We start from the raw sequence: 23,706 nt of genomic DNA, 5'->3' as shown, positions 1-23,706 counted from the left end.
TGCCCATCGGCTGCTCCTCGTCGGCCCCTCCCGACCATCTGCCAGAGCCAGATCCGAGCCAGCTCATCCTGCTCTATGCCGGCCCGCCCCAATATGCCCCACGATGCGATCCGCTCGGCGACGGCAACCTTTTGTGGGAAGGCTGGATAGGGACCCCTGGGCCGGAGGAATGCGAGCCCTGCGCGTGTGGACCATCGCGATGCGTGCTCCCGAATACGGTACTCGTGCACTCCTCGCCCCTTTGCTCCCACAGCGACCTCGTGGCCACGATCGATCCGGGCAGCTCCTGGAATGGGACCTGTTTTTCTCTCCGCGAGCCCGTTCCAAGCGACTCCTATTCCTTTGTCACCATCAACCCGCCGGGTGCGTCGGGCTGTCAACCTATCCCCGAGGTTCCTGCCGTGCGGCATACCAACATGGACTTCATCCGGGCTTGTGGCCCAGAAATGGAACTCGTGTTCACGGCGTTCAGCCGTTGTTATCCGCCGCAACCGAACGGAGAATGCTGGGACGGTCACGACACACGGTGGGAGTTCCCCGTCTACAACGACACGCGCACGTGCAGCCCGTGCACCTGTGGCGAGCCGAGCCGCGGCGATTGCCGCGTGCAGACCACGTTGTACGGGCAGGCAGCATGCTCCGACGAGCTCGGAACCATTCTCATCTCCGGACTGGATCGGCCGCTCTGCACGGACACGATTGAGGGGCGGATCGGCGCGGTGCGGTCCATCTTCACGAAGGACGAGCCTACCTGCGCCCCCTCGACCGACTCCACGGTGGTGAGCGGGGAAATCGTCCCCGGTGACACGCACGTGCTCTGCTGCAACCGATGAGACGCGCGTCAGCTAACCTTGCGCCGCGCGCCGCCGGCGGCTCACGCCCTCTGGCAGCTGCGCTCGATGGAGTCCACCCGCTTCAGCACGTCGAACGCCTCGCCGAGGATCGCGTCCGCGTCCATGCCGGCGCGCGCCGTCGCGCGACGCGCAGTCATCCGGCACCGCCTGCCCTACGACTGACGTTAAGCTGCGAGGTCCCGAGGCAGCGCAGCGACCGAGGGCCTCGTCAGCTTCCATGTCCGAGTTGAGCAGCGTCCGGATAGGCACGGCCTACGCAAGCGCATGCTAGCCGGCTGCATCATCGATCCTCGGCCTGAACAGCCAGCTTGTTCCTTCCCACTGCGGTCTTTCATACGCTTGAAGGTCGGCAAACTCCCCGAGAGCGTCGATAGCCTGTGCTTCGGACTTCGGCTTGGGGAAAAGATTGTCCGGAAGCACACTGAGCCCGGTAAAGCGGCCTTCAAGGTCAAACCCTGACGTCACTCCGTGGAGCATACCTCCAGCGATATCATCGAGGTCTGCCAGAAATCCGCCCCGGACACGAAAGCAATCAGCTCGTGATCGTTGAAATGACAACTCGACACGTGAAAGCGACTGATGCCGTCCGAAGAAGTACAACGATGCCTCGACTTCAAGAGGACCAACGCAACTCTCAAGCGTCAATCCATCCATCTCCCGCCAACTGCGGACTGGCCAGGTTATCCAGTCGCAGAGCAATATGCACGGCCACCCCTCGCCATCTTCCTCGCTCTCCGGTGCGTCCAGGATCGGAGCGAAGTCGATGTTGCAGGACCAATAGATTCCGCGAGGTACGCCCGCGCTCGGATTCTCGAACAAGTGCCCACTGATTTCGGCCTTCCGAGCTTTGAATGTCGGCGCTGTAGGCATCTGTCTGCTCCCGGCGGCTAACTATCATTCGATGGGTCGGCCGGAGCCGCCGGACCAGGTCCGTCGAGTTCGCCGCATCTCGTGACCTCGCCCTCGAACAATCTCACGATCCGGCTCTGCGCAGCAAGGCCGACATGCTGTCCAGCACCATCGGGTAGATCCGTCGAACACCGGCGGCAGCTACCGTCTTTCCGGGGCGCCGGGAGGGAGAGCGCCGCGGACGCGCAGCCCGAGGCGTCGCGCTGGACGACACGGCGGCCGCCTCATCGGGAGGTTGCCGGACACGAACCACGTACCGGTCCGTTGATCGGCCGGCCAGGCCCTGAAGACCGCGCGCGTCGGCCCCGGGAGGCTCCGGAGGGTCGCCCCGCCGCGCCGGCGATCCGCCGGCAGAACCTGCAGCGGATCGCGCGGCGCTCGCGTACACTCCGGGCGCTCGGCATGGATCAGCCCGTCCCCGGGGACAGCAGGGCGCAGCAGGCAGACGTCGCGGGCGCGCTCGCGGAGCGGGCCTTCGACGCGCTCGACGTCCTGCTCCGCGGCTTCGAGGACGCGGCCGAGCGCGACGGGTCGGGCGCGCTCGAGGACGCGCTGGCCAGCGGCCCGGAGCACCTCCACGGCGGCCTGCTCACCGCGATCCTCCGGCTCGTGTTCCTGCTGCACGCCGAGGACCGCGGGCTCCTGCCGGCCTCGGACCCGTACTACGCGGCGCACCTCGGCGTGCGCCCGCTCTTCCAAGAGCTCGCGGCGGAGCGCGGCGCGCGCCCGGGCGCGCTGCGGCGGCGCTTCGGGGCGTGGCCGCGGCTCGTCGCGCTGTTCCGCGCCATCTTCCACGGGCTCCGCCGCCCCGAGCTGACCCTGCCGGCGCGGCGAGGCGAGCTCTTCGACCCCGAGCGATACCCGTTCCTGGAACACGCAGGGCCAGCGAAACACGCGGGGCCGGCGGAACACGCGGGGACGCGCGCGCCGCGCGCGCCGTCGGTCGACGACGCCACGGTGCACGCGGTGCTCGAGCGCCTCCTCGTGCTCGATGGGCGCCCGCTGTCGTACCGGGCGATCGACGTCGAGCAGCTCGGCGGCCTCTACGAGGCGCTCATGGGCTACCGGGTCGAGCGCGCCGCCGGGCCGACGGTGTGCCTCCGGCCCGACAGGGTCTGGGTGAGCGCGGCCGAGGCGCTCGCGCAGCCGACGGCGCGACGGACGGCGTGGCTCGCGGCGCGGGCGGGCATCTCGCGGCGGGAGGCGGCGAGGCTCGGGGAGGCGCTCGTCGCCGCGGAGACGGCGGCCGGCGTCCTCGAGGCGCTCGGACCGCTGCGCGCGAGGGACACCGACGTGCTCGGGGCGGGGCGGCTGTTCCTCCAGCCGATCGCCGAGCGGCGGCGGACGAGCTCGCATTACACCCCGAGGAGCCTGTCCGCGCCGATCGTCGCGCGGACGCTCGAGCCGCTGCTCCGGCAGCTGGGCGAGGAGCCCGCGTCCGAGGCGCTCCTCCGGCTCGCGATCTGCGACCCGGCGATGGGCTCCGGCGCGTTCCTCATGGAGGCGTGCCGGTACCTGGCCGACCAGCTGGTGGCCGCCTGGACGCGCGAGGCCGCGCGCGGCGACGCAGCGGCGGCGGCGCGGCTCTCCCTGCCGGCCGAGGGCGCCGTGAGCCACGCGCGGCGGCTCGTCGCGCGGCGCTGCCTCTACGGCGCCGACAAGAACCCCTTCGCGGTGAGCCTGGCGAGGCTGTCGCTCTGGCTCGTGACGCGCGCGCAGGACGAGCCGTTCACGTTCGTCGATCACGCCTTCCGGCACGGCGACTCGCTCGTCGGCCTCGACCTGGCCCAGCTGCGCGGCTTCCACTGGAAGCCCGCGGCGCCGGCGCCGCCGTTCCACGAAGAGGTCGACGCCGCGGTGGCGCGCGCGCTCGAGCTGCGGCGGCGGCTCGCCGAGGAGACGGACGAGGCAATCGCCCGAGCCCGGCTGGCCGAGGAGGCGGACGAGGCGATCGCCCGGGCGCGGCTGCTCGGCGACCTCGTGGTGGGGGCGTTCTTCGCGCACGAGAAGGACCGTGACCGGCTGAAGGAGCGCGCTCGGCGGGCCGAGCTCGCGATCGCATGGCTCCGCGGCGGCGGGCCGCCTTCGGAAGAGCTCCTGTCGATGCAGCGGGCGCTCCGCGAGGGGACCCCCGGGGGGCCGCCGCCGCTGCCTGCATTCCACTGGCCGCTGGAGCTCCCGGAGGTGTTCCAGGAGCCGCACCCGGGCGAGCCCGGCGACGCCCGCGGGCCGCGGCCGGCGCGGCTCGGCGCGTTCGTCGGGAACCCGCCGTTCCTGGGCGGGAAGCGGATCTCGACGGATCACGGCGAGCGCTACGCCGCGTGGCTCGAGCAGCTGCACGGCGCCACGAAGAACACCGATCTGGCCGCGCACTTCTTCCGCCGCGCGGCCGCGCTGCTCGGGCGCCGCGGGACGGTGGGGCTCATCGCCACGAACACGATAGCTCAGGGCGACACCCGGCGTTCGGGCCTCAGGCCGCTCGTCGAGGCGGGGGGCGCGATCATCTACCACGCCGTGCGCAGCGTCCCGTGGCCGGGAGACGCCGCGGTCCACGTCGCCGTCGTGCACCTCGCGCTGGGCATGTCGCCGGGCGACGGCGTGCCGCCGCCGCGGCTCGACGGCGTGCCCGTGGGCCACATCAACTCGCACCTGCGCGCGATGCCCGAGCGCCCCGACCCGCGCCCGCTCGGGGCCAGCCGGGATCTGTGCTTCATCGGCTGCTTCCTCCGGGGCGACGGCTTCGTCCTGACCGACGGCGAGGCGCGGGCGATCCTCGCGGGTGATCCGGCGTCCGGCGAGGTGCTCCGCCCGTTCCTCGGCGGCGAGGAGGTCAACTCGTCCCCTTCACACAGCCCGCACCGTCACGTGATCGACTTCGGCGAGCGCGGGCTCGAGGAGGCCGGCCGGTGGCCCGCGCTGCTCTCGATCGTGCGGACCCGGGTGAAGCCGGCGCGGGATCGCCTGAAGGGCACCGGCATCGACGCAGGCCACCGGGCGCGCTGGTGGCAGTTCGCCAACACGCGGCCCGAGCTCCGGCGCACGATCGCGCCGCTCGAGCGGTGCCTCGTCGCTGCGCGGGTGACGAAGCACCTTTGCTTCGCCTTCCAGCCCGCGGGCCGGACGTTCTCGGACCAGCTGTGTGTGTTCGCGATCGACGACCACGCGCGCTTCGCCGTCCTCCAGTCGCGCGCGCACGAGACGTGGGCACGGCTGCTCTCCTCGACGATGGGAGAGGGCCTCCGGTACGCGCCGTCGGACTGCGTGGAGACGTTCCCCTTCCCTCGCCCGGACCACCTCGCCGAGGGCGGCCGCGTCGAGGCCGCCGGCGAGCGCCTCTACGCGGCCCGCGCGCGGTGGATGCTGGCGTCGCGGCTGGGGCTGACGGAGACGTACAACCTCATCAAGGACCCGAGGTGCAAGGAGCCGAGCATCGTCGAGCTGCGCGGCCTCCACGAGGAGATGGACAGGGCCGTCCTGGCGGCCTACGGGTTCGACGGCGTGGAGGTCCCCCCGTACGCGGAGCCCGCGACCCCGGGAGAGCGGCAGGCGCGGAGCGCGTTCGAGGACGCGCTGATCGACCGGCTGTTCGCGCTGAACGAGGCGCGCGCCGCGGAGGAGAAGCAGGCTGGAGCAGAGGGCGGGTCGTGACGGAGAACGCCAAGAAAACGGGGTACGCCATTCGTGTTCTCGGAGCGACGCTCTTGCTCGTCCCTGCCTTTGGCTCTGGCGTACTGGTCGGCAGATCGCTCCTGGACCGGAGGACGCCCGCGAAGGAAAGGAGAGCGGAGCCTACTTCGGATCCCTGGATGCGGAGAGACCGGCGAGCGCTCGCTACATGTCGAGAAGAACTGGCCGCCCGTTCGGCGCCGCGAGCGGCCGCCTCTGCGGCCGAGGCTCCTCCAGGAGAAGAGAGACAAAGCACTCCCGAACGAGAAGCCACCGTGGATGAGCTCGAGACAGAGCTGAAACGGTGCAGAAAAAGCGAGATCCTGGTCGCCGCCGAGGTCTGTAGAGCCGCGGTTCGTCAGTTCAAAGCGCTGATGGCCTTACCCAAGGATGGGTTGATGTGCGGGCCGAAATCCAGGTCTGCCGATCTCATCGAGAGAAACTTCGAGAGCTGCGCGGCGCTTTCGGAAATTCCCGCGGATTTTCGCTCGGACGAGCTCACGAAGGAAGAAGCGAGCCTGGTCGCCGAGGCGATCCGGGTTCGTGAGACGCTCACCGAAGACGAGCTGCGAAGACGAGCTGCTCCGCGGCTTGAAAGAGTTCGTCTGGACGTGCACGGAGACGCCCCCGAGGGAGACCTTCAATTCTCCCGAGAGACCCGGCGCGTCGACGTCTAACGCTGTGTGCCAAACGCAAGTCCTGAGAGCGTTCACGAAACCGCGTAGCACGCTTCCGGCGCCAGCACTCCCAACCGTTCCCCTAGAGGACCGATCAGGTTGATTTTGCGGTAATTCTATGCGCTTCGATGGAAGGCTCGACCGTCTCGCCGGGCCATGATCTCGTCCGCGGCCGGAGGTGCACGGATGGAACGATGGTCGCCGCCGGTGGAGCTGTCGCGGCAGGAGCAGTCGCTGATGAAGCGGCTGACACGCGTGAGAGCACTGTTCGGCTTTCTCAGGTTGCACCGGCACGAGCTGTTCGATGAGACGTTCCAGGAGCAGCTGGAGGGCATGTACCGGACGACGGGGGCAGGCGAGCCGCCGCATCCGCCGGCGCTGATGTGCATGGTCACGCTGCTCCAAGGCTACGTAGGCGCATCGGATGCCGAGGCGGTGGAGCTGTCCGTGGTCGACCTGCGCTGGCAGATGGTGCTCGGCTGCCTGGGTGCGGCTACGCCCCCGTTCTCGCAGGGCGCGCTGCAAGCATTCCGAGAGCGGATGCTCGCGCACGAGATGGACCGAGTGCTGCTGGAGCGGACCGTGGCGCTCGTTCGGTCCGGCGCTATGACGGAGGGCGAGAGGCGTGCGGTGTCCAAAGCGCTGCGCGTGGCCATTGATAGCCGCCCTTTAGCGGGGGCCGGGCGGGTTGAGGACACGATCAACCTGCTCGGCCATGCTGCACGCAGCATCGTACGCGTCGTGTCGAAGATCATGGATCGACCGCCCGAGGAGATATGCCGCAAGGCTCGCATCCCCCTGCTCCTGGCGCCCAGCATCAAGGCCGGGCTCGACCTCGACTGGAGCGACCCGAAACAGAAGGTGCTGGCCATCCAGATGCTGGAGCGGCAGGTGTCCTCGCTACAGCAGTGGGTGGACCGTCACCTCGACGACGTCGTCGAGCAACCCCTTCGTCCCTACCTCGATGCCATCACACAGGTTCGGGGCCAGGACCTGGAAACAGCCGAAGACGGGACCGTTCGCATCCGGCAAGGCGTCGCGCCTGACCGCCGCGTCTCCATTGAGGATGCCGAGATGCGCCACGGCAGAAAGAGCCGCTCGAAACGGTTTGACGGCTACAAGGAACATATCGCACGAGACCTTGACCTTCCCGTCATTGTCGCCTGCGCGGTCACGCCCGCGAATCGGCCCGAAGAAGAGGGAGCCGTGCCGATCGCCAAAGACATCCAGCATCAGCGGCTGCGCATCGCCGAACTCCACATTGATCGCGCCTACGTGAATAGTCCCGTCGTTGGCGACGTGATCCACGCGAAGGGTAAGGTGTTCTCGAAGCCTTGGGGCCAGCGGGCTCGCAGTCCCGACTTGTTCAGCAAGCGCGACTTCAACATCGACCTGCGCACCAAGACGATCACGTGCCCGGCGGGACAGGTCGAAGCGTTCGAGCCCGGCGACACGGTCGAGTTCGATCCTGAGGAGTGTGGCGCATGCCCCCTCCGAACCAGATGCACCCAAGCCGCCTCGGGACGAGGGCGGACCGTGTCCATCGCCGAAGACGAAGCGCTGCAGAGCAAGTTCCGGGAGCTACAGCAGACCGCACCAGGACGCGCCGTGCTCAGGCAGCGCACCGCTGTGGAGCATGCGCTCGCCCACATCGCGGCGCGGAAAGGACACAGCGCGCGCTACATGGGCGCCAGGAGAAACCTGTTCGACCTCCGGCGCGCCGCAGCGATCCAGAATCTCGAGGCTGCCCAGCGGCTGGTCCAGGAGGCTGCGTAAACTATTGGAATCAGACAATTTTCAATATGTTCGCTGCTCTAGCACCGCTTTCTTTCGCCCACACCACACGCACCCGCAGCCACACGTGCGCATAGCTGCGCCCAAGACACCGCGAGGGTCGATCGCCTCGCCTCGTATCCTTGCTCGCGCTCGCGCCTGTCCGGCCGGTCGAGCATGGGGCGACTCTCACGCCGGAGCTGTCGCGCAAGGATCTCGCGCGGCTGGCGCTGGAAATCAAGCAGCCTGTAGCGCTTCGGGTGGCGAGCCTCCCCCATTTTGGATCTCCGGCCAGGCGCGGGAAGTGATAGTCTCATGGATCATGACGAGCCTTCATTTCGCGACGCGTTGCTGCGCTGTGCTCGCAGCGCTCTGGCTGCCCGTCATCGCCTGTTCATCGGGCGGCAACGGCAACACAACGGGGAATGGCGCGGTCGGCCAGGGCGGCGGCGGCGCCGGCGGCAGCAGCAGCACCAGCAGCGTCAGCAGCACCAGCACCGGCGACGATATCGGCGGCGACATCGGGCTGACGAGCTCGGGACCGGGCAGCGAGCCGCCGCCCGACGCCGGTCACCAGACGACCTGCGACGACGCGGGCAACTGCACCTGCATCAACATCGCGTCGATCGGCCGCGAGGGCGTCTGGGGCCCGTGCAGCAGCGACAGCACCACGGCGCTCCAGGACTGGCTCAACACGCAGAGCACGGCCCAGGTCGACAACTACAACAGGGAGAAACCCACGCTCACGGCGGAGTTCCTCGCCAAGTACGACGTGATCCTCCTCCAGTGGATGGTGACGAAGGGCGCCCAGAACGACGACGGGGCGCCGTGGCAGTTCTCGCCGGACGAGGTGAACGCGCTCAAGGACTGGGTCAACAACGGCGGCGGCCTCATCGCGCTGAGCGGTTATCAGTGCAATGGACAGGGATGCACCATCCACGACATCACCGCGACCAACCAGCTCCTCTCGTTCACCGACATCCAGTTCAACGCCGACGGCCTCCTGGATCCCGCGCGGAGCGGCTGCGCGAACTGCAACTGCTGGGGCGGCTCGCTGCCGCTCGGCGGCGACCTCCCCACGAGCGTGGGCACCTGGAACCAGGACACGCCGCTCGGCAGGAACATCCAGAGCGTGGGCGCCTACATCGCGCGTTCAATCAAATCGACGACCGCGACCGTCGACAGCACCGACGGCAGGAACAACTTCGCGGTGCACGAGGAGATCGGCAAGGGCCATGTCGTCGCGTTCGGCGACGAGTGGGTGACCTACTCGGGCCAGTGGCGCGGGACGGCCGCGTGCCTCAATCCGCAGATGTACACGGACCCGAACAGCCCCTGCTACGAGAGATCCGCGGCGCAGGTCTTCCAGATCTCGCAGTTCTGGTACAACGCGATCAAATACGCGGCGTCGTCGGTCGAGTGCTTCACGATCGAGGACCCGGCCATCATCAATTGACGCCGCGCCGCGAGCGCGACGACGGCGGCTCATCGAGCGCGCCGCTCGTCGCGGACGGCCGGCGTAGGCGTTAACCACGCTTCGGGCCGCGTTCTCCAGCATCCGAACGTTTACGTGGTCGTGGCCGGCGCGCCGTGCGGCGGGCACTCCCCATCACGGCGCCTTCTGGCGCTGGGCGAGGACCCGCGCCTTCAGCCAACCGTCGATCGCCAGGTCAATCTCCCCGAGCACGCTCTCCCTGGTCCGCCCCGCGGACTTGAGGAGATCGAGCGAGTGGTCGCCGCCCTCGATGACGTGCAGGCTGGCCCGCTGCCCGAGGCGCTTCAGGACGGGCCGGAGGAGCGCGAGATCACACAGCGGGTCGCGCGTGCCCTGAAGGAACAGCAGCGGCGCGGGGATCGCGGGCAGGTGCGCGTCCCGGAGCGGGGCGCGCTTGCCCGCGGGGTGGAGCGGATAGCCGAGGAACAGCAGCCCGTCCGCGCGGACGCCGCGGGCCGCGAGGAGCGACGCGATCCGCCCGCCCATCGACTTGCCGCCGATCACGAGGCGCTCCGGCCGGTCCTCGAGCATCCTCTCGATCGCCGCCTCGAACGCCTTCTCGAGGAGCGGCTGCCGATCGGGCGCCCTCCGGCCGAGCTCCTTGTAGACGAAATTGAAGCGGAGCACGGTGTGCCCGCGCGCTGCCAGCCGCCCGGCGACGTCGACCACGAGGGGCGCGTTCATGTCGTTGCCGGCGCCATGGCCGAGCACGACGGCCACGCCGGAGCGCTTCGCCCGCGTCCTCGGGACGTGGATCACGCCCGAGACAGGGGTGCTATCGACGATCGGGATCGAGATGGATCGCTCGGCCATGAGGCCCATCCATGCCATGAACCGGCGCCGCTCGTCGAGACGCACGCCGGTCGAACACCGGGAGAGGGCGCGGCGCGCCGTGCTCGGCAGGATCCCGACCTTCACCCCCCGGATTCCTGGAGGTGCGCTCGCCTCGATCGGGTAGGCATGCGCCGCATGCGGGCTGGCGCGAGGGTGCTCTGCATCCTCCACGCGATCCGTTGTCGCGCCGAGGATCGAGAGGGCATGTCATCTTCACAGCCACCGATCATCGACGGCAAGAGCCTGTTCCAGGGGTTCACCATCCCCGGCTTCCCCGTCGGGTCGAGGTTCTTTCATGGCTTCGCCGCCGGCACGGGCGACGCCACCGCGCGCCAGGAGATCCGGAATGTGACGATCACCTTCCCCTCTCCCCGATGCCTCTGAATGACGGCGCGAAAACACGTCTCGCAACGCGATCAGCGAGGTCCATGACGACGACCTCCCGCTCGATCCGGGCAGCAGGTGCGCCCCAGCAGCAGGTGCACCCCAGGAGCACGGCGAGCCGCGTGTGGGGCGCCCTACCGACCCGGTCTCGGGCGCACATTATCCCCATGTCAAAATTCTCAAACAGACCTGGAATTCCGTTCCGGAGCCCCTTATCCTTCGGGTCCGCCTCGTGAAGCTGTATGCTTGGGAGACAGCGGCCGATATACTGCCGGTTCGGCACCACCTCGGGTGCCGCCCGCGCGCGACGTGGACCCGCGGATGATCAAGGCACCAGGTCGCGTGAGTTAGTAAATACATTTTACTTTGGAGCATGCGAGCATGAGATCAGCACCCTTTACACTTCTCCTCTCGGCGATCCTGTGTGCAGTCGGCTGCTCGGACAGCGGTGACGGGGAGACGACCGGCAGCGGCGGCGCGACGGGCGGCACCGGCGGCGGCACGACGAGCACCAGCGACGGCGCGACGACGAGCAGCGGCGAGACGACGAGCACCAGCAACGGCGCGACCAGCGGCACCGGCGGCGATGCGACGAGCACGACGAGCACCAGCAACGGCGCGACCAGCGGCACCGGCGGCGGCGCGACGAGCGGCACGGGCACCGGCGGCGAGGGCACGGGCGGCAGCGATGGTACAGGCGGCGGCGCCAGCGCCAGAGTCCCTGCGGCGAGCGCCAGCACGCTGAGGGAGGCCGGTGAGAAGGCGAACCCCCCGCTGCTGATCGGAGCGGCCATCTCCGGCGGTGGTCTCGGTAACAACGACTACAAGCGCGTCGCCGCCGCCGAGCACAACTACGTGACGGCGGAGAACGAGATGAAGTGGGACGCGCTCGAGCCCAGCGCGGGGAATTTCAGCTGGGGCTCCGCGGACAACATCGTGAACTGGGCGCGCCAGAACAACATGAAGGTCAAGGGCCACACCCTGGTGTGGCACAGCCAGCTGCCTGGCTGGATGAACTCCATGACCGGGAAGGCCAACGTCGAGGCGGCCATGCGCAGGCACATCACCCAGGTCATGGGGCACTTCAAGGACCGGCTCGACCACTGGGACGTCGTCAACGAGGCCGTCCAGACCGACAGCGACACCGGGGTCGGTAATCCCCGCATGAGGCCCACGGTGTTCTACAACCAGATCGGGGAATCGTACATCGACCTCGCCTTCCAGATCGCGAGAGAGCAGGATCCGAAGGCCAAGCTCTATTACAACGATTACAGCATCGACGCGCGCAACGACAAGGTCGACTTCGTCTACAACATGATCAAGGGGATGGTCGATCGGGGGGTCCCGATCGACGGCGTCGGGTTCCAGATGCACATCGGTCCGCCGAACAACGAGGCCACCGGAGCGGATGTGGCGGCGAACTTGAAGCGCTTCACCGACCTGGGCCTGGAGGTGCTGATCTCCGAGATGGACATCAACCGCTGCGGCGGCGTGATCACGGCGGAGGAGCAGCTCACGTACTACCACGACATCGTCGCGGCCTGCTTCAAGGAGCCCAAGTGCACCGCCATCACCTTCTGGGGGATCAACGACGGCAGGTCGTGGCTCAACAGCTGGAGCGGGGCGCTGTGCAACGGGCAAAGCTCGCAGTCGCTGCTCTTCAACGACCAGTACGGGAAGAAGGAGACCTACAACAGGGTGATGAACGCCCTGCTGGGCAAGTAGCCTCCTCCGCGAGCCGCGGCGGCGACGGCGACGGGGAACACCAGTTCACATTCTCAGAGAAAAATTGAACAGGGAGGCGGGGAGACGGGGAGATTGATGGGATTTCACTCCCCGTCTCCCCGCCTCCCTGTGAATCTTCCCGGATAACTCGGGGGGATCGAGCCCTACGCCTCGCGACCTGCGGCGCGCAGCGCCTCCCCGAGGGACCAGACCGAGATCGCCAGCAAGGCCACGTCCTTGATCAGGAACTGACCGAGCGCGCCCATCGCGGGGAACCCGCCGATCTCATCCGCCCACACCCCGGGCGTCGTGATCAGGAAGCTCAGCGTGCTCAGGAACGTCAGCACACCGAGCAGGCTGCCGGCGGCCGCGATCCGAGCGAACCACGGCCGGGACAGGATCGCGAGCCCGATCGCGATCTCCGTGACGCCGAGCAGGTTGGACATTCCCTGGAACCCCAGCACAGGATACGTCCACGAGAACAGCGGGCTGTTCTCGATGAACGGGCGGATCGCCTGCGCCTCGATCCCCGTGAATTTCATGCCGCCGATCCACAGCAGCGTGAGCGCCAGACCAGCGCGGAGCAGGCGGCCGCCGAGGGCCTCGATCCGGACGCCCCACGCGGCTAAGCTGGGCGCGGTGCGGTTCGTAACCTGGACGTCGGCGAGCTGGACGGTACGATCGGTGGTCGACATGGTGGCCTCTCCCTCGTGGATTCGGTCGCTCGGGGCTGCCTCTTCGGCGTCCCCGTCTCCGTCCCTGAGACGCCATGGGGGCTCCGGCTCTTACTTTCGGAGGGAGAATCTTTTCGAGGCGGCCGGATGAACGAGCGGAAGAACGAGGAGTGGTTGCGGCTCCTCCGTGAACCCGGCGCGCAGGCGAGCGCCGCTGTCGCCGAGCTGCGACACATCGTGCGGAGAGGCCTGCAGCGGGCACTGGCCGGACGCGCCGGCGTAGGGGACGCCCTGATCGACGACCTGACCCAGGACGCCACGCTGAAGGTGCTGGGCGCGCTCGATTCCTTCCGGGGCGCCAGCCGATTCACCACGTGGGCGATCACCATCTCCATCCGCGTGGCGCTCACCGAGCTGCGGCGAGCCCGCTGGAAGGACGTGTCGCTGGATCAGCTCACCGAGAGCACGGGCGAGCCGAGCGCCATCGCGGCTCCTGACGCGAACGCCCACGTGGCCAGGGAACGGATGATCGCCGCCCTGTACGAGGTGCTCGATACCGAGCTGACCGAGCGGCAGCGCCAGGCGTTGATCGCCGAGCTCAAGGGGATGCCCCAGGCCGAGGTCGCCGCGCAGCTCGGGATGAACCGGAATGCCCTGTACAAATTGACCCACGACGCTCGCCGCAAGCTGCGACAAGGCCTCGCCGCGGGCGGCTTCAGCGAGGACGACGTGAGAGAAGCGTTCGAACTCCCCTCCCAGGGAGGGATGCCCCCGAGAGGAGCGCCATGAAGCGCCTGTCCCAGGAAGAGATCCGCGATCTGGCCACGGCCGTCCTCGCGACGAAGCCCGACGAGCTGACCTGCGACGAATGGCTGGAACACGCGCCGTGGTACGCCGAGCTCGTCGCGGAGGGCGCGCCGGTGCCGGAGGCGCTGCGCGAGGCAGCGCAGCACCTCGACCTGTGCCCCGAGTGCGCCGAGGAGCTGCGCGCCTGCCTGCTCGCGCTGGCCGCGCGCTGACCGTCGAGCGCCTCCCGCCGTCGCGCCGGGAGCCCGAGCCTCTCGTGCTTCGGGCTCCCCTCCGGCGGCCGGAGGCGAGGACCATGACCTCGCTCGTCAGCACGTCCCTGGCTCCGGCGCGCCGGCGCGCCGCCGCGCCGGCGCGCCGGCGCCGGGGATATCACCGGCTCACTGCGGAATCACGATGGGCTCGCACACCCCGCTCAGGCACACGTCGCTGTCCGAGCAGCAGTCCGCGTTGGCCTTGCACTCCCCACCCGACTCCTTGCATTCCCCGCCTCCACCCGGATCCTCACCCGCATCGCTGCCCCCGCCGCCGCCGGCGGGCGGGTCGTCGCCCTCACACGTCGTCGGCGTGGGGCACGGCCCCGGCGTCACGGTGACCGTGTCCGACGGGTACTTGCTCGGAGAGGCGTGCACATAGCTGATGGTCGCGTCGCCGAAGCCGGCGGCGCCGAACGCCGAGGCGCTCACCCACACGTCGTAGACAACGCGGTAATCCCAGTTCGGTGTCTCCGAGTTGGGGGTGTAGCTCTCGTCCGTCTCCGGGGAGTCTTCGAGGTACGCGCCGTACCCGCACGCGTTGAGATCGCGGTCGAGCGAGGTGGTCGCCGCGACGACGGCGCCGGCGTCTCCGAGGAGCATCTTGCCCTCCCCGCCGAGCACGCCGAGCGACGCATACCCCGAGGGGCTCGCCTCGTCGGCCGAGATGTAGTCGACGTAGAAGTCGAGCACGAGCTCTCCCTTCCCGTTCGTCAGCTGGAACTGGGCCTTGTCGCTGCCCACGAGATCCTTGAACGTGTGGCCCCCGTGACCCTTCGGCTTCGGCGCGTCACCGGGCTTCGGGTCGCCGGGCTTCGGGCCGCCAGGCTGCGGGCCGGCGGGCTCCTCGCCGCCGCCCCACCCGATGGCCGTCTCGCCATACGTGTTGTCGACGAACGCGGGGTTGAGCGTCAGCCGCACGTGCACGAGCTCCTCGCTCTCGGCGATCTCGACGACCCGCTCGACGAAGGCCATCGGGGTCGTCGGGTCGCTGTTCGTGTAATAGCAGTCGACCTGGGCGGTCCCGTCCACGGGGACACCCCGGGCGCTCGCGCCGCACGAGAGCGGATCGAGATCCGCCGTGATGGGGTCGCCGGCGCCCGACATGCCGGATCCCGGGAAGCTCGGCGCCGGCGCGCCGCCCTCGTCGTCCGACGGGACGCAGTCTTCCCCGGAGACGATGCGGCCGTCTGCGCCTCCCGTGCCCGATAGGGAACAGCCCGCGCCGAAGGCCGCGAGCGACAACAGCCCACCACAGAACCACCCTGTCAACGCGAATGAACGCATCGGGATCCTCCCAACTCGAAAGCAAGCACGACATGGAGCGCAGCCGGCGAACCCGATCGCCGGCGCGATGATCTCCTCGATGAAGTGAAGGTCGCCGGAGGCGCCGGGAGCAGGCAGGGTTCGTGAAAAAAAATCGAGGCGGCCCCGCGCGCGGGCGCTCAGGGGCGAGCGCCGCCGGGGCGGGAGGCGGACGTGGCCTCCTCGCGCCCGAAGCCCTGCGGGTAGTCCTTGAGGTACCGGCGCGCCTCGGCCGCCGTCCGTTCCTTGTCGCCGAGCATCTCGATCGCGCGCAGGCGCTCCACGCGGGCGATCTCGGCGAGCGGCGAGTCCGGGTAGCGGCCGAGGAGGAGATCGAGCCGCTCGATCGCCCGCCGCGGCTGCCCGCGCCGCCGCGCCGCCATCGCGCCCTGGAGCAGCTCGTTCTCGGCCGTGAGCGAGGCGCGCGACGGGGCCTGGCGCGCGTCGCGCGGCGCGCGCGGATCCCCCGCGCCGCCCTCGCCGGCGCCGTCGCCCCTGCCGCCCTCGCCGGCGGCGCTGTCCTGTCCGGGGTCGCGAGGCGGCGCCGGCGCGTCGCCCGGGCGTCCCTCGGCGGGGCGGTCCGACCGGCGCTCCTCGTCGCGGGACGACCACGTCTCGCCCGGGCTCAGGAAGCGCTCGACCTCGCCGCGGTGCACGGCGACCCGGCCTTCGACGACCGACACGCGCGTCTCGGCCGGCTCTCCCGCCGCGTCGGGGCGCCGCTCGACGGAGAAGCGCGTCCCGTGCACCGTGACAACGGCGTCCGACGTGCGCACCGACAGGCTCGTGCCTGCCGGCAGCGGCGGCACATCGACGGCGATCCTGCCCTGCTCGAGGGCGACGACGTCACCCGCGCGGTCGCGCCCGGCGCCCACCGGCGCGAACCTCACGCGCGTCGAGGGCCCGACCTCGACGGTGGCGCCCGTCGCGAGCGACGCCTTCGCCAGCGCGCCCTCGCCGGTCCGGAGCTCCTCGTCGCTCGCGAGCGGCACGAGGGCCAGCGACGGCGGCGAGCGGGTCGCGCCCCCGGCCGCAATCTCGACCGAGCCCTGGAGCGCCGTCACCTGCGCCGCGGCGGGCGCGGCGTCGCGCGCCCGGACCACGAGGAAGACGCCGGCGGCCGCCGCGGTCAGGGCGGCCGCCAGCGCCGCCGCGCCGAGGGCGGCCCGCTTCCGCCGGGCGACGCCGGCGCGCCGCTCGGCCGCGCCGGCGACGAGCTGGTCGATGCGGCCGGCGATCCGCTGCTGGAGGTACCTCGCCTGGACCCTGGGCAGCGGCGGCACCGGCTGCTCGACCAGCGCCCGCAGCGAGGCCTCCACGCTGTCCACGCCAGCCGCCGCGGCGCGATCCTCCGGGGTGGTGTCAACGTCGTCCTGCTTCATCGTGGCTCCTCGGGTCGAGCGGGGTCGCGTGGCGCCGCCGCCTCGGGTTCACAGCGCGCCTGGAGCTCCCGCCGCCCCCGCGACAGCCGCGACTGGGCCGCGGCCACGGAAACGCCGGTCAAGTCAGCGATTTCCTTGAGGGAATAGCCCATGGCGTGGAGCAGCAGCGCGGTCGCGCGGTCGCCGTCCATCGCCGCGAGGTGCCGGCGCAGGGCCTCGAGATCGCGCTGCGCGCTCAGCTCGCGCTCGGGGTCGGCGCCCTGCGAGGGCGGCTCGGGCCCAGCGCCAGGCTCCGGCGACCCCGGCGTGCGATCGATGACCTTCCGCTCGCGCCGGCGGGCGCGCAGCGCGCTCAGCCCGACATGGCAGGCGATGACGGACGCCCAGCCCGCCAGGCTGCACTCCCCCGCGAACCGGCGTTTGGTAAGTGTGCTCACGATCTGCTCGAACGCGCCCTGCACGAGGTCGGCGTGGTCCTGCTCGCGGCAACCCAGGATCCGGTACAGGGTCCGGTCGACGGCGGGCAGCAGGTGCTCGTAGAGCCGCAGGCCGATCCCTCGCTCGCCCCGCTGGAAGGCGAGCAGGATCTCCTCGTCGCTGGCGGGCGCGGGCGCGGGCTGACCCCCGGCGCCCTGGGCGGAGACGAGCCTGAGCCGGCGGCTCGGGGGGTGTGGCTCGGCGGTTCCCATGCTCATGCACAGTAGCCGGTCCGCCCGAAAGCAGGCTGGTCAGAAGCTGCCTCTCGCGCCGAGGACTGCCCCCGCCGGCGCTGCCTCCAGCACCCCTGCGCTGACCCACCTCTGGCTCGCGCGGAGAACACCTATCACGTTGAAACCCGGAGAATTTTCACAGGGAGGCGGGGAGGCGGGGAGGAAGAAAAAAAATGAAGTTCTTTCTCCTGCCGTCTCTCGCTCCCCGCCTCCCCGCCTCCCCGTGAAATTCCTGCTTTTTCTCGTGCTTTCAACCCGTCTGTCGCGCTAGCGGTGCGGGCGGAGATGCGGCTCAATACCGCCCGTAGGGCGAAGTCGAGGCCGGCTTCGACGGGGACTGCTTCCTGTCGCTCGGAGGTGGCGTGGCTCCGGGCAGCGCGGGCGTGGCCGTCGTCGCCTGGGGCGGCGCCTTCGCGCGGAGCGCGGTGGGAGCGAGGAGGCCGGCGTCACCGCCGGAGGCGGCACACGCGGCGCAGCGGAGCTCGGTGCCGCCGCCGCGGAGGGCGGCGCGCCTCGGGCGCCCAGTACGGGGTGCCCACGAGCAGCGTGTAGGCCATCATGCCGAGCGAAAAGATGTCCGCGGCGGCGGTGAGCTTCGTGTCGCCCTGGAACTGTTCGGGAGGCATGTAGATCGGCGTGCCGATGTGGATGGTGGCGCCGGCCCCGGTCGCGCCGTCGGCGACGAGCTTGGCGATGCCGAAGTCGAGGATCTTCACGCGGACCGAGCCGTCCTCCCGCTGCGTCAGGAAGAGGTTCGCGGGCTTGAGGTCGCGGTGCACGATGGACGCGGCGTGCGTGCGCTCGAGGGCCAGCGCCGTCTGGTAGAGGTAGGTCATCACCTCGGCGGGCGGCAGGCGACCGGCGCGCGTGAGGCGCTCGCCGAGCTCTTCGCCGCGGAGCAGCTCCATGACCAGGAACGGCATCCCGGTCGCCTCGTCGACGCCCGCGTCGAAGACGTCGACGATGTACTCGCTCTCGATCTTCGCCGTGATGCGCGCCTCGCGCTTGAAGCGCCCGCGCATCTCCTCGCTCTGGAAGGGGTGCGGGTGCATGACCTTGAGCGCCCGGTGGCGATCGGTCTCGAGGTGAATCACCTCGTGGACGGCCCCCATTCCGCCGGCGGCGATGAGCCGTACGACGCGATAGCGATGCGCGAAGACGGTCCCCTCCGCAAGTATGACCGACACGGCGAAAGGCTCTCGCGCCGGCCGGGCGGCGTCAAGGAGCCAGGCGGCGCGGGCGTCTCCGCCGGCGAGCCGCCATGCTCGCTGTCAAGGCAGGCGTGGAGGAGGCGATCGCTACCGCGTCTTCACGCACCGGGCCCCGACGAAGTAGTGGCGTTCGAACGGGTACCCGACGATGCGGCTGGAAGAGAGCAGGAACGGCGCACTTTCGTAACAGCCCCCGCCCCGGACCGCCCGGGTCGAGGCGTCGGCCAAACTGGCGCAATCATCGCATTGGCTGGGGTAAAGTGCGTACGAGTCCAGCACCCACTCCCACAGGTTTCCGCTCAGATCCGCCTGCCCCCACTTCCCATCTCCCGCCGGCGACCGCGACCCGGCAGGCTGGATATCGCTGGGCGTACACGCGCCGGGCGCTGACCCGTCCCCGGTGCAGTCATACACCGCATGGCTCGGATCGATCGTCGTCGAGCCTGCCGGCGTCGACCACGGGTACTGCCGCTGCTCGATCCCTCCGGCCGCCGCGTAGTTCCACTCCGCCTCTGTCGGCAGCCGGCCCCCATCCCACGCGCAGAACGCGAACGCCTCGTACCAGTTCAGGCAGTTCATCGGCAGGTGCTCGTTCCCGCCGGGCTCATCCGTCCAGGTCTGGTAGGGCGACTTGCACCCCGCGACGGCGGCCTTCAACGCCGTCGCATCTGCAGGCAGATTGCTTTCCCAGCCCGCATCCCAGCCGGTCCCCTCGATGAGCGGGTGCACCCCCTCTCCCGCCACAGGACGGCTCCCGGGATACGCCTCCACGAACCTCCGGAAACGCCCCACCGTCACCTCGAACCGATCCAGCGAGAACCCGCTCACCGTCGCTGGATACGCCGGATGGTTGTCCCGGTTGAAGGTGCCACCAGGCACCGCCTCGCTCGCGCAGCAGTCCTCGTCGCCCGCTGGCCCGCACGTCGTCGCCATCCCGACACAGCTCGGCGGTGTCGTCCTGCACGTCCCTCTGCTGCAAAGGGGCGCTGCCTCCGGGCACGGCGCCGCGTCCTCCCACTGCCCGCGCTCATCGCACCGCTGCGGCCGGTTCCCCCAGCAGCGAACGACCTCCGGGCGGCACTCCCCGATGCACGTCCCCTCCACGCATGCCTGCCCATCGCACTCCGTCCCGCCCGGCGTGCACTGTGCGCCGCCTCCGTCTCCCCCGCGCCCGCCGGTGCCCGCGCCGCTGCCGGTCCCGCCGCCCCCCTCCCCGCCGGTCCCGCTGCCCGCGCCGCTGCCGGTCCCGCCGCCCCCCTCCCCGCCGGTCCCGCTGCCCGCGCCGCTGCCGGCTCCGCCGCCCCCCTCCCCGCCGGTCCCGCTCCCACCACTGCCGCCTTCCGGCACACGATAGCTGTCCTCCAGCCCCGCCAACGTGGCACACCCGCCCGCCGTGAGCGCCCACGCCGCCCACAGCCATCTCGCGCGCTCGCTCTTCCTCTTCTCCATATCTTCCCCTAAGCCGCCGCCCAGCCGCTGTCCACCGCCGCGCGTGATCGCCTTACTGTTTCTCCCCTTTCGGGCGAGTGTCTCGCTCGAGCGAACCGTCCTCTCCGTCTCCAGCTCTCGCTCATCGCACGTAGCGCCTAGCGCGCGAGCTCCCCGCGCTGCGCGCTCCTGCTCCCCTCGTATCGAGGGTTATGTCGTTCTCGTGATCCGGGGCTCGACGAACAAGACAATGAACCTCATCGAGGGGATGCGCGTCGACCACGCGCCCGGTGCGCGCCGGCCCGTCCCCGGCAGGGCGACAGTTCGCTGCCGCGCGGGGCCCATCGGTGCTGAGGAGGCCGTGGACCTTGTCATGAGCGAATGCGCGGCCTGGCGCACACGACCCTCGGCGGCAGGTCAGGAAGGTCGGGCGCCAGCAGCTCGGCGATGCGGATCCCGTCGGATGCCGTCGCGGGGAGGATCGCGACGCCCCGGACCCGCGCGCGCGTGGGGTGGTAACGCAGGCCGCGAGGCTCGTCGGGGCCGCTCCGGACCTCGGATGTCTTGCCGCCCGCGTTCCCCTCGACCTCGACGAGCGGCACGCCCTCGGTCTCCGTGTGCTTGCGGAGCGCGCCCTGCAGCGCCGGCGTGAGTGATCTACCGAGGTACACGACGGGCGACGTGCACGCGCTCGTGGCCGGACCCGGGGGCCAGTCGCCGACGGCCGGCGGATCGCGCTCGCGCCCTTCCGGATCGTGCCACCATGGAATCTGCACCTCACCGAGCGTCAGGGGGACCTCGACGGGCGCGTTCGAGTAGACCTCGAAGCGAGAGGGCGACCGCGTCTCGCCCGCCGACGCATTGACCCAGAGCCGCTCGCCGGACGCTGCGACGCGCACCGGCCAGGCGCCGCCCGGCAGCGGCACGGCGCTCCACGCTCCGCCCCGCGGGCGGTGAAGCAGCTCCGGCCTCGGGCGAGACGGCGCGGCGTCCGCCACATCTCTCGTCACGACGAGCCACTGCGTCCCGTCGGCGGTGCCCGCGCAGGACGCGATGCGTACTTCCGGGAGATCCTGCTCTTCCCAGCGACCCTCGCCCCACCGGAACAGCGCGTCGTGGGTGCACAGGTACGCCTCACCCGCCTCCGTGCCTGCGAGCTGCACCAGGCTCCACGGCGACTCGTCGTCGAGCGGAAGCGACAGCGGCACCGCCGGCCCGCGCCCCGGACCGAGCAAGAACGCCGCCCTGTCGTCGAAGCGTTGATCGCTTATCACCAGGAGCTGCCCAGCCGTCACCGCCGCCGCTTCATGGCGCTCCCAGCGCTGCGCGACGTTCCCCAGCCGGGGATCGGTCGGGGGGCCGCCGGCGGGGCCCGGCACAGGCGCGCCGAGGGAGCGCGGCTGGACGATGAAGGAGGTTCCGGAAGCAGCATGCCCGAAGCGGAGGATAGCCGGCCCGGCGGTCGTCCGTGAGGGCGCAGCACCGGGCGCAGAACGGCCGTCGCTCGCTCATGGATGGCCTCCAGCACGTCGCGCAGGGCGCGTTACGCGCCTGTCCTCGAGCGCTGAGATCCGGCGTCTGGCGCTCGAGCGACAAACGGGTTGAAACCCCGGAAAAGAGCAGAAATTTGAACCGCCAAGCGCGCCAAGGACGCCAAGCGTGTGTTTTGTCCTTGGCGCCTTGGCGGCTCATTTCTCGCTCGATCAACGTGATCGTCGGTGTCCTAGCGTGTCGCGCAGAGCGGCCCGCGCCCGCCCTGCAACGCGGCCGCCGGCAGCCCGCCGCGCGCGAGCGCCGCCTCGGACACGCGCGTTCGCCCGGCCACGGCCGCCATGAGGCCCGGGCAAAGGCGCGCCGCCGCGCCGAGCGCCGCCTGGCCGGGCCGCCGCACGAGGCCGTGAGAGAGGCCGGTCGCGAGCAGCACCTGCCCGAGCACGTCGCGCGAGAGCCGGCGCTGGAACGCCTCCGCGCTCGCCCCTTCGAGGTACGCCGTGGCCGCGAGCCGCGCGCTGTGCAGCGCGATCGACATGCCGTCTCCGGAGAAGGAGGGGATGACCGCCGCCTGATCGCCGAGGCGCCATATCCCGTCCGCGCGGCGCTGGACATGGCCGTACGGGATCGCCGAGAGCGCGAGCGGCCGCGCCCGGCACGGCTCCGCGCCCGCGAGCCGCGCGTCGAGGTGCGGCGACCCCTCGCGCATCGCGCAAAGGAGGCGGTCCCAGCGCTGCCCGAGCGCGGCGAAGCGGCCCTTGCGGACGAGGAGGCAGAGGTTCGCCCGGCCGCCCTCGACCGGCTGCAGACCGGCATAACCGCCCTCGAACAGCACGAGCTCCACGTGCCCGTCGAGCTCCGCCGCCTGCCGCGGCGACAGGCGCCAGTGCAGCTTGAAGGCGACGAGATCGTCCTGCAGCCCGGAAGGCCGCCTCAGGCCCCGGACGTCGTGCTTGCCGGTCGCGAGGAACGCGGCGCGCGCCTCGATCGCGCTGCCGTCCTCGAGCCGCGCTTCCCAGCCCGCGCCCGCCCGCGCGAGCGCCTGGACCCGGACGCCCCGCCGGATCGACGCGCCCGCCGCGGCGGCGCGCGCGAGCAGCGCCTCGTCGAGCACGCGGCGCGACAGGCTGAGCGCGGAGAACGGCAGCGCGGCGGCCGCGACCCGATCGCGCTCGACAAGGCGCACGGCCGCGATCGGCACCGCGCCGAGCGCCGGAAGATCGAGCCCGAACGACGCAAGGTAGAGCGCGGCCTCGCGCGACAGGAACTCGCCGCAGACCTTGTCCGCCGGGCTGGCCTCGCGCTCGATCAGCGCGACCTCGCGCCCCGCCTGCGCAAGGAGAAGCGCGACCGCCGCCCCGGCCAGGCCCCCTCCGACGACGACAGCGTCGTTCACGGGACCTTGAGCCTCCCGACGGTGAGCCGGAACGGCATCCACCACCGGACCTCGACGGCGCGCGGATCGAGCCCGGCCTCGGCGATGAGACGCCGCCAGTCGCTCGCCGAGAAGGCGCGGGCGATCGACACCGGACCGTCGTGCTGCACGAAGCGGTGCCAGCCCGCGAGGCGCGAGAGGTGGCGGAAGAAGTGATAAGGCAGCGGGTGGCGGTGCAGATCGTTGATGAACCAGCCGAGCCGCGCCTTCGCCTCCATCCAGGCGAGGAAACGGACGACCCCCGGATCGGGGAGATGATGCGTGAAGAGCGAGCTCAACACGACGTCGATGCCGCCGGGCGGCTCGTAGGCGAAGGCGTCGGCGGTGACCCAGGTGATCGGCCGGCCCGGCGGCGTCGCCTCGGCGGCCGACCGGCGCGACCACGGGTTGAGGTCGACGCCGGTGAGCGAGACGGCGATGCCGCGGGCGCTGGCCCACGCGTCGATCGCCCGCAGCATGTCGCCGTGGCCGCTGCCGACGTCGATCACCTCCAGCGGCCGGTTCTCGGGCAAGCCGCGCAGGCCGCGCGCGACGAGGCGCTCGAGGAACGCGAACGTCGGCCGGTGAGCGAGCGTCAACCGGTTGACCTGCGCCAGATCGACGAGGCAAGCGCGGAAGTCCTCGAAGTCGACGGGCTGGGTATCCATCAGCTCGTCGAGCGTGGATCGACGCGAGAAGTCGAGGGCGCCCAT

19 protein-coding genes are annotated in these 23,706 nt (G+C 70.5%); 9 read left to right on the top strand and 10 right to left on the bottom strand.

The window, feature by feature from the left end; translation table 11 throughout:
• Nucleotides 1-605 precede the first annotated feature (605 nt).
• The 5 genes from WMF22_RS11960 (at nt 606) to WMF22_RS11940 (ending at nt 9,335) form a co-directional block, all read left to right on the top strand.
• Nucleotides 606-833 (top strand): hypothetical protein, encoded by a 228-nt coding sequence (locus WMF22_RS11960; RefSeq protein ID WP_438035831.1) that lies wholly within the window; start codon nt 606-608, stop codon nt 831-833.
• Nucleotides 834-2,165: 1,332 nt separating this feature from the next.
• Nucleotides 2,166-5,411, top strand: a complete 3,246-nt coding sequence (locus WMF22_RS11955; protein ID WP_438035830.1) for a DNA methyltransferase — start codon at nt 2,166-2,168, stop codon at nt 5,409-5,411.
• Complete coding sequence (locus WMF22_RS11950; protein ID WP_438035829.1) at nt 5,408-6,106, top strand: hypothetical protein; 699 nt, start codon at nt 5,408-5,410, stop codon at nt 6,104-6,106. Before WMF22_RS11955 ends, WMF22_RS11950 begins: the two co-directional genes overlap by 4 nt.
• Before the next feature lie 186 nt (nt 6,107-6,292).
• A complete protein-coding gene (locus WMF22_RS11945; protein ID WP_438031578.1) occupies nt 6,293-7,882 on the top strand; it encodes an IS1182 family transposase in 1,590 nt (529 codons plus the stop codon).
• 319 nt (nt 7,883-8,201) lie between these two features.
• Nucleotides 8,202-9,335 (top strand): hypothetical protein, encoded by a 1,134-nt coding sequence (locus tag WMF22_RS11940; protein ID WP_438035828.1) that lies wholly within the window; start codon nt 8,202-8,204, stop codon nt 9,333-9,335.
• A 153-nt stretch (nt 9,336-9,488) separates the two neighbouring features.
• On the opposite strand, the gene WMF22_RS11935 is transcribed toward WMF22_RS11940, so the two are convergent.
• Nucleotides 9,489-10,292, bottom strand: coding sequence for an alpha/beta hydrolase family protein (locus WMF22_RS11935; RefSeq protein WP_438035827.1), 804 nt, complete (start codon nt 10,290-10,292; stop codon nt 9,489-9,491).
• A gap of 120 nt (nt 10,293-10,412) precedes the next feature.
• Here WMF22_RS11935 and WMF22_RS11930 point away from each other — a divergent pair, with 120 nt between their 5' ends.
• Together WMF22_RS11930 and WMF22_RS11925 are read left to right on the top strand one after the other, a co-directional pair.
• Nucleotides 10,413-10,592, top strand: coding sequence for a hypothetical protein (locus WMF22_RS11930; RefSeq protein ID WP_438035826.1), 180 nt, complete (start codon nt 10,413-10,415; stop codon nt 10,590-10,592).
• Nucleotides 10,593-10,973: 381 nt separating this feature from the next.
• Nucleotides 10,974-12,317 carry an endo-1,4-beta-xylanase gene (locus tag WMF22_RS11925; RefSeq protein WP_437299224.1) on the top strand — a complete coding sequence of 448 codons (1,344 nt, stop codon included), beginning with the start codon at nt 10,974-10,976 and terminating at the stop codon, nt 12,315-12,317.
• 164 nt (nt 12,318-12,481) lie between these two features.
• Here WMF22_RS11925 and WMF22_RS11920 read toward each other — a convergent pair whose 3' ends face one another.
• Nucleotides 12,482-13,012 (bottom strand): YkgB family protein, encoded by a 531-nt coding sequence (locus tag WMF22_RS11920; RefSeq protein ID WP_437299223.1) that lies wholly within the window; start codon nt 13,010-13,012, stop codon nt 12,482-12,484.
• A 126-nt stretch (nt 13,013-13,138) separates the two neighbouring features.
• Between WMF22_RS11920 and WMF22_RS11915 the strand changes: the two genes are divergently transcribed.
• Nucleotides 13,139-13,780 carry a sigma-70 family RNA polymerase sigma factor gene (locus WMF22_RS11915; RefSeq protein ID WP_438035825.1) on the top strand — a complete coding sequence of 214 codons (642 nt, stop codon included), beginning with the start codon at nt 13,139-13,141 and terminating at the stop codon, nt 13,778-13,780.
• Nucleotides 13,777-14,010, top strand: a complete 234-nt coding sequence (locus tag WMF22_RS11910) for a hypothetical protein (RefSeq protein ID WP_437299221.1) — start codon at nt 13,777-13,779, stop codon at nt 14,008-14,010. The genes WMF22_RS11915 and WMF22_RS11910 overlap by 4 nt, the downstream gene beginning before the upstream one ends.
• A 168-nt stretch (nt 14,011-14,178) precedes the next feature.
• Here the strand turns inward: WMF22_RS11910 and WMF22_RS11905 are convergent, their stop codons facing one another.
• The 8 genes from WMF22_RS11905 to WMF22_RS11870 form a co-directional block, all read right to left on the bottom strand.
• A complete protein-coding gene (locus tag WMF22_RS11905) occupies nt 14,179-15,339 on the bottom strand; it encodes a hypothetical protein (RefSeq protein ID WP_437299220.1) in 1,161 nt (386 codons plus the stop codon).
• 158 nt (nt 15,340-15,497) lie between these two features.
• Entirely contained in the window at nt 15,498-16,739 is a 1,242-nt protein-coding gene (locus tag WMF22_RS11900; RefSeq protein WP_438035824.1) for a FecR domain-containing protein, read from the bottom strand.
• Nucleotides 16,736-17,434, bottom strand: a complete 699-nt coding sequence (locus WMF22_RS11895; protein ID WP_438035823.1) for an RNA polymerase sigma factor — start codon at nt 17,432-17,434, stop codon at nt 16,736-16,738. Before WMF22_RS11895 ends, WMF22_RS11900 begins: the two co-directional genes overlap by 4 nt.
• A gap of 461 nt (nt 17,435-17,895) precedes the next feature.
• Nucleotides 17,896-18,636 carry a serine/threonine-protein kinase gene (locus tag WMF22_RS11890; RefSeq protein ID WP_438035822.1) on the bottom strand — a complete coding sequence of 247 codons (741 nt, stop codon included), beginning with the start codon at nt 18,634-18,636 and terminating at the stop codon, nt 17,896-17,898.
• A 111-nt stretch (nt 18,637-18,747) separates the two neighbouring features.
• Nucleotides 18,748-20,109, bottom strand: coding sequence for a formylglycine-generating enzyme family protein (locus WMF22_RS11885; protein ID WP_438035821.1), 1,362 nt, complete (start codon nt 20,107-20,109; stop codon nt 18,748-18,750).
• 350 nt (nt 20,110-20,459) lie between these two features.
• On the bottom strand, nt 20,460-21,383 hold the full coding sequence (locus WMF22_RS11880) for a hypothetical protein (protein WP_437299215.1): 924 nt from the start codon (nt 21,381-21,383) through the stop codon (nt 20,460-20,462).
• A gap of 428 nt (nt 21,384-21,811) precedes the next feature.
• On the bottom strand, nt 21,812-22,975 hold the full coding sequence (locus WMF22_RS11875) for an NAD(P)/FAD-dependent oxidoreductase (RefSeq protein WP_438035820.1): 1,164 nt from the start codon (nt 22,973-22,975) through the stop codon (nt 21,812-21,814).
• Nucleotides 22,972-23,706: a methyltransferase domain-containing protein gene (locus WMF22_RS11870; RefSeq protein WP_437299213.1), complete on the bottom strand. Its 735-nt coding sequence runs from the start codon at nt 23,704-23,706 to the stop codon at nt 22,972-22,974. Before WMF22_RS11870 ends, WMF22_RS11875 begins: the two co-directional genes overlap by 4 nt.

Origin of the sequence: Sorangium sp. So ce204 (genome assembly GCF_051526795.1) — a bacterium.
In the GTDB taxonomy this organism is placed as follows: Bacteria; Myxococcota_A; Polyangia; order Polyangiales; family Polyangiaceae; genus Sorangium; species Sorangium cellulosum_B.
Note: the sequence above shows the minus strand (reverse complement) of the source record. Positions and strands in the feature narration are given on the sequence as shown.